This is a genomic window from Acinetobacter sp. YH12021, from assembly GCF_013420145.1.
Classification (GTDB): Bacteria; Pseudomonadota; Gammaproteobacteria; order Pseudomonadales; family Moraxellaceae; genus Acinetobacter; species Acinetobacter towneri.
Genome location: NZ_VOYT01000040.1, coordinates 1 through 6,048, shown reverse-complemented (window position 1 = coordinate 6,048; position 6,048 = coordinate 1). Strand labels below are relative to the sequence as shown.

Sequence of the window (6,048 nt, the reverse complement as noted above, 5' to 3'; positions counted from 1 at the left end):
GCCTTTGCTTTGTTATTCCAGTTCGAAAGGGTTTGCATTGAAATGCCAAGTTGTCTAGCGGATTCCGATACATTACCTTGGTTCTCTTCAATGGCTTTTATGGCTTCAGCTTTAAATTCTGCGGTGTGAGTCTTCTGTTTCTTGCTCATGGTAAACTCCTAATGAGTATGTATAGTTTACCAAGTTAAACCCTCCTGTTTTTTAAGCACACATCATGCTGAATTATTTCATGAATGTAGTAAGCTGCTAAATTGTTATGTCACGTACGAACGTAATTTGAAAAAAGAGGATCGTAATCAACTTTTTAATATTAAAGATTTCGAACAAGTACAAGTCATAGAGTATTTATCGGCTCTATTAATAATTTTTAAAAGACTAGATGATCGTCGTGTAGTTCATCGTCAGCGTAAGTCAAAAAAAAGCAAAGTTTTGCAATGGCCGACGAAAAATGAACTCAAAAAATTTCGTGAAATTAAAACGGGTAAGCAAGTAGATATTGGACATAACGCAAAGATTAGTATTTATGATGCCGCTCTTCACAAAGATGAAGAGGGTGAAGTTGATCTATTAGATCCTGAAATGGAGTTTTATTCAGAAGATGAAAAGTCTAAAAATTTAAATTATATACTCAGCGATAATGCGACGCATCTAATGCGGCATCGCCAGCGCCGTCATGCTCCTTTTGTTACAAATCCACATTATTTGGCGCCAGATATACTGAAGCAAATTGTTTATGTGTTGAGAACCGAGTTATCCGGGCACTGGAGGGATGCTGCAATCGCTGCAGCATGTTTATTGTCACTTTTGACGGGATTATCACCCGTCGCACTGATGGATTTTAACGAGCTTATTCAAGATGGAATTTTGATCCAGAATGGTTCAAGTAGACGTCGCGAATATTTACTCAAATTAAATCTTAAAATTACAGAGCAGAAGATTAAGAGCTTAAATCATGTGCGGTGGAATGAAGTGATGACACATCAACTACATTTACCTTCTGCTTGGTTTGACTATATAGAACAAGCATCGAATCCACTAATTTCATCAACACACATTAATACGAAACTTAAGAATTGGCTTGATAATCGGTTTGTAGGTTCGATCACTGTAGAAAAACTGCAGGCTCAATTATATTTTCATATATATTATGAAACATATAATGAATATCTTGCTCATGTAATTGCTGGGCGGGATAGTCAGCATCACATGCCTGGTATCTATTATGGCGGGCTACCGAAAACTCAACTCAGTAGCACATATCTAGCCTTTTTAGAAAAAGCACTTACACCACATTCCACACATTTTACTGAAGACACGGCTGAACTAAAAATATTGCAACAACAATTCAAAGTGCAATCTGCATTATCTATAGGAAGGATAGGGAGCCAACTGGCACTTGAACCCAATTTTGTGAAAGAGCAATTCCATATTTTACATAGACATTGTCACGAAAACATCCAAGAAGATAAGCACATTATTAATCAACTTAATGCATATGCGTGTTGGATGTGGCATATCAGTTTGTTGAGTTTGGCAAGTCGGCCTAAAAAAAACCTGTTGGGGAATTTGGATGATTATTGTGTTGAGCTCAAGCTTTTATATGTGAATGATAAAAAAAATAGTAAAGTAAGAAAAGATGGTCGTTTTATCCCTTTATCTGATTTTTTCATAAAAACACTGCAAAATTACACTGCCTTTTTAGAACAAATTATTGAAGCGTACGGTTCATTTTTTAGACAAGTCTTTGCAAAGAAGAAGATAACTGTAAATGATCTTTTTGGTAAGGTCATTTTTAGTAAAGATATCTTGCCGATAACTGTCAAAGAATGGCAGAGCAGGAAAATTAAGTTAATCCCTTTATCGAGAAAATGGGTGAATTCATATATGCAAGGAGTCTTTCCAAAGAATATGTATTCGAATTGGTTACGTCATTTTGACATGAACTTTTTGATGCATGAGCAGCAAGAGGGTAAACCAGCATTAGCTTTTCACTTAATTCAGGCCCTGTATGGTCATGACCAACGTGACCGAGAGGCTTTTCATCCGCATTCTTCACTTATCCCGAATGTCTATGTACAGCAAGCCCGCCAGCAATTGCAAGATAATGTCAAATCTTTATCGATTAAACACTTAGAGCGAAAATAGTTGTATGCAAAAAATTAAAGAACTAATAAAACCACAACTAGATGATCTATTTGTTGATATTCATAAAATGGTGAAAAAGTCGCTAGATAGACAGCCTTCTCCACCTGAAGTATTGACGAAAGAAATGCAGCAAAAACTTGATCAGCAGATCGCTGAAAAATGGCATGACATTAAAGATAGTGTTGATTGTTTGAGTCAAAAGTTGAGCCGAGACGAACAATCAAAACTGATGCAATTTACTGAAGATGAATTTAATAAAAGAAGGAAGCAATTCAACCAGAATGTAGATAAAAAATCATACAGAATTAAGCTAAATCCACATACTAAACGGATCGTACTGCCTAGAAAAATTGAGAGTACAGAGTCACGGTTAGAACAGGGGCATCTACATATCCATGTACTTAAGGAATTAAGGCAGTATTGGCAAGATTCATTTGAATATTGGAATGAACCAAAGTACTTATGGGGAAATTTATGCTTAAGTTTTATATATATTTCAGGCTGTGCAGATGAACAGCATTTGATTGCTATTCAGAAGCAATTGCAGGAGGCCATTGAGCTTGGTACAGATCTGAATTGTTTTCGGTTATACCATTCGGACTACAAAAAAATCACTAATCCATTGTTACTACATTATCGTGTTGAAAACTCTCAATATGGCAACGATGTAGAACAGGGAAAGTTGTACCAATGGAAACATGTTTTTTTTAACCCATATGCGCAGTTCATTTTGCAATATTTAAAAAAGTTGAAAGCTGCTCAGAAAGAATTTTGTCTGCAACATTCAGTTGAAGATTGTATTTTAGAAAGCTTGAGTAAGATAGGCAGGAAAAAAAGTCTTGGGGATCTGCAATATCAAATTAAACGCCGTGGATTTCGTGCATTTAATGATGTGCAAATGGTACTCGAATTTAATCCAAACCTCAGCATAGATATATTTTTGAGTAATGTGCTTCAGCAAGAGATTAATACTGTTGCTTTAAGGCCATCCGAATTTAGATTGCTGTGGAATAATGATTACAATCAAGTCACAGAACCAGATAATCGCCCTATTCATTTTGAACAAGAGCAGTTACTTCCTGAAGTTCCGACTGTTCAAAGCAAATTACAAACGATTCCGTATGAGTTGATGTTGTTTGGTCAAAAGAAACGTAAAGGTCAAAAAGTTGAGCGTTTAGATAAAAAGAGGAATAAAGAAGAACGCACGCTACGTTTTTGGCAAGAAACTAGAAGGGTGTTAGAGGAGAAGATAGTTGATGCTAATACGGAGGAAAAGTCTTTAATTGATGCTCAACTACGCTTAATTCACTGGTTAATGCATTTAAAAAAACGAGGGCTTCAATTATCAACTATTGAAAGCTACTTAGGATCGTTTGGCAAAGAATTTATATTTGAGATTTGGCTCAATAAATTAGATTTAAAGCAACAATCCATAGATGACTATGAGGATTTATATCGGCAGCTATTGAAATACAGCAGTGAACGTGATGAAAAAGCAGTTCAACGAGATTCGGTGAAAGGAAAAACCTCTCGTAAGATGCACCAAAGCGCAGAATACCGTTTTGGTCGCCTAAAAGATTTTCATCAATTCTGTATAGAGAATTATGATGCTCCAGGGGTATTGGTGTTACAGAATTCAAGTTTTAAGCATTTACAAATTTGCAATGCACGGCTAGTGAGTCCTTTGCTATTTGGCAAATTATTGGAAAAACTAGAAAATTTAAGTCAAGAGCCAACGGCATCAGAGTGGGTCGATCATCTGAGTTGTTTAAAGCTGATGTATTTACTAAGTTATAGAACTGGACTTCGATTAAATGAAGTTCGTTGTCTTAAAATACAAGATATTATTTGCCCAGAGCTACTTTATAAAGAAAAAGAAAATACAGTTTTTAATAATATCACGCTTCATATCCAAGACAATTCATATCGCCGTCTGAAAACGCGAAGTGCGAATCGTCAAATACCATTGAAAATTGCATTGTCAGAACATGAGTTTTTAGTAGTACAACGTTACATACAACATCGTTATGAGCAATATTTGGTTAATCAGCAGGATGATCTACTTTTTAGTGTGAATCATCGTGTATTAACTGATCAATGTATCAGCAAAATTACAGTAGATTTGTTTAGTCAAATATTAGGTATGCATCATGGCTTTAGTTTTCATACATTACGCCACAGTGCTGCTAACTATCTAGCAATAACTTTGCTCGGTTCAAAAGAAATGATCAAGACCTACACAGATTGTCCTTGGGTAAAAGCAAAAAAGATGAGGGATTTATTGTTTGGTATGAAAGCACGTGCTCAAGAAGAGATTATTCAACATAAATGGCAGGTGCTCGCCTCTTGGATGGGGCATAGCAGTATTGAGCAAACGGCTTCAAATTACCTTCATGTTTTGGATTTATTAGCAGTCGATCGAATTTATAATTCGCCGTGTATCATTTCAAAAAAAGTATTAGAACAGTGTTTTAGTCCAGTGAAGTCAAGTACAGACTACATAAACCTAAATCGTTATACTCAGCAGCAGAAATGGTTTAATTCTTATCAGCAAACACAGCCAGTTACGATGGCTGGCCGACAAGAAAAGAAGTTTAGTATAGAGAAGAGTACTCTGACACCTTTTCAACGTTTGATAAGTTTTAGAGAAGGTCGATTAAGCGAAGATACCCAAGCTCAAGAATGGATGCAACGATGTCAATGGATGAGCACTAAATGGATGGATCGCCAAAAATTTAATTTAAAAACGAATTATGTTTATAGTAAGAATTTAGAAGAGAGTTGGTTTGATGAACTTTACGAAAAGGCTAAAAAACTGACTCGTCCAGATGAAATAATTCCTCTCCTTGATTTTCATTATAAAGATGATAGGCAGCAAGATGCACTGAAAGAAAAGAACATGGTTAAGGCGCTTAAAATATTATTATTATTTGGAAAACTGCGTAAGAATTTTCTACATTTTCAATGCCGAATGAAAGGTGATGAGCAACAAATTGTTAATTTTATTACTGGTATAGAGCCAATGTTAGGAGATCATCTGTATTTAGAAAAACAAAACTACCCAGTTAATTTGGATGCTCCTGAGCGAACCGTTAAATTTAGTTTTCAAAGAGTTGTCGGCTCTAACAAAAAAAATGTTACTCCGCTGGTTATATTTAATTTAATGTTAAAAATGATGCAAAAAGATGAACTCTGGATCAAATAGCCTAAGCATGTTAAAGGGGAATTGTTTAGAAATTTCCCTGTTTATAAGTAAACTGCCTTTATGAAAAGCACCATGCTGACTTGGATTAATAAGCGGAATGTAGTATCACAGTTTGATCGCTGGATTTACGAAAATGGTGTGAAGATTAGCGGTATGGTAAATCGATGAGCTAAAGTGTTGTAGTCCAAACTCGATCTGACAATTACCCATTTTTTAGTGTGCCCGTCAGGTTAAATTTGAACTGAATTTTTCTCAGCCCAAATTCATTTCCAATCAAGTTATGTTTCAAGTGGCGTGCGAACACTGCACAATTTAATTCACGGTGCCTAAGACAGGTATCAACTTCGGACCAGCCATTCTAGCTTTGCTAATGATTTCCACCAGCTCATCATAAGTCAGTTCAAACTTATCCTCACTATCAAATACATAGACCATATTCTTGCCTTCATGTTCAGGTGGAGTAGGTGGTACAAATCGTTTCGGGATAAGAATTTGTGCGAGTTGTTCGTCAGTTAATTTAAATAAGTGCATGTTTTTATCCTACTGTTCCTTAAAATGTATTCAAACATACTCAAGGACTAATTCGCACTCTGTTAATGTCTTGTTGCCAAGCGTGTAACTAGAGCCTGAGTCGGTCAGTTCCGACTTGTAGCGGTCAGTCCGTTCTTGCAATATACGCTTTACAGTTTTGTAAGGCG

5 protein-coding genes are annotated in these 6,048 nt (G+C 35.9%); 3 read left to right on the top strand and 2 right to left on the bottom strand.

Annotation, left to right across the window (positions count from 1 at the left end):
- A partial coding sequence (locus tag FTT91_RS14010) for a transposase (protein WP_180169674.1) occupies positions 1–149 on the bottom strand: 149 nt, incomplete at its 3' end.
- 22 nt (positions 150–171) lie between these two features.
- On the opposite strand from FTT91_RS14010, the gene FTT91_RS14005 reads away from it, so the two are divergent.
- From FTT91_RS14005 to FTT91_RS14925, 3 genes are read left to right on the top strand one after another with little or no spacing between them, the layout of a single operon-like run.
- Positions 172–2,145, top strand: a complete 1,974-nt coding sequence (locus FTT91_RS14005) for a hypothetical protein (protein ID WP_373686130.1) — start codon at positions 172–174, stop codon at positions 2,143–2,145.
- A 4-nt stretch (positions 2,146–2,149) separates the two neighbouring features.
- Positions 2,150–5,350: a site-specific integrase gene (locus FTT91_RS14000; protein WP_127800785.1), complete on the top strand. Its 3,201-nt coding sequence runs from the start codon at positions 2,150–2,152 to the stop codon at positions 5,348–5,350.
- Positions 5,351–5,410: 60 nt separating this feature from the next.
- Entirely contained in the window at positions 5,411–5,518 is a 108-nt protein-coding gene (locus FTT91_RS14925) for a hypothetical protein (protein WP_372551473.1), read from the top strand.
- Between the two features lie 144 nt (positions 5,519–5,662).
- Here FTT91_RS14925 and FTT91_RS13995 read toward each other — a convergent pair whose 3' ends face one another.
- Positions 5,663–5,881, bottom strand: a complete 219-nt coding sequence (locus FTT91_RS13995; RefSeq protein WP_000550047.1) for a hypothetical protein — start codon at positions 5,879–5,881, stop codon at positions 5,663–5,665.
- Positions 5,882–6,048: the final 167 nt, after the last annotated feature.

Coding starts and splice junctions, on each gene's coding strand:
- FTT91_RS13995 (WP_000550047.1), bottom strand. CDS start 5,881: ATGCACTTATTTAAATTAACTGACGAACAACTCGCACAAATTCTTATC.
- FTT91_RS14925 (WP_372551473.1), top strand. CDS start 5,411: ATGAAAAGCACCATGCTGACTTGGATTAATAAGCGGAATGTAGTATCA.
- FTT91_RS14000 (WP_127800785.1), top strand. CDS start 2,150: ATGCAAAAAATTAAAGAACTAATAAAACCACAACTAGATGATCTATTT.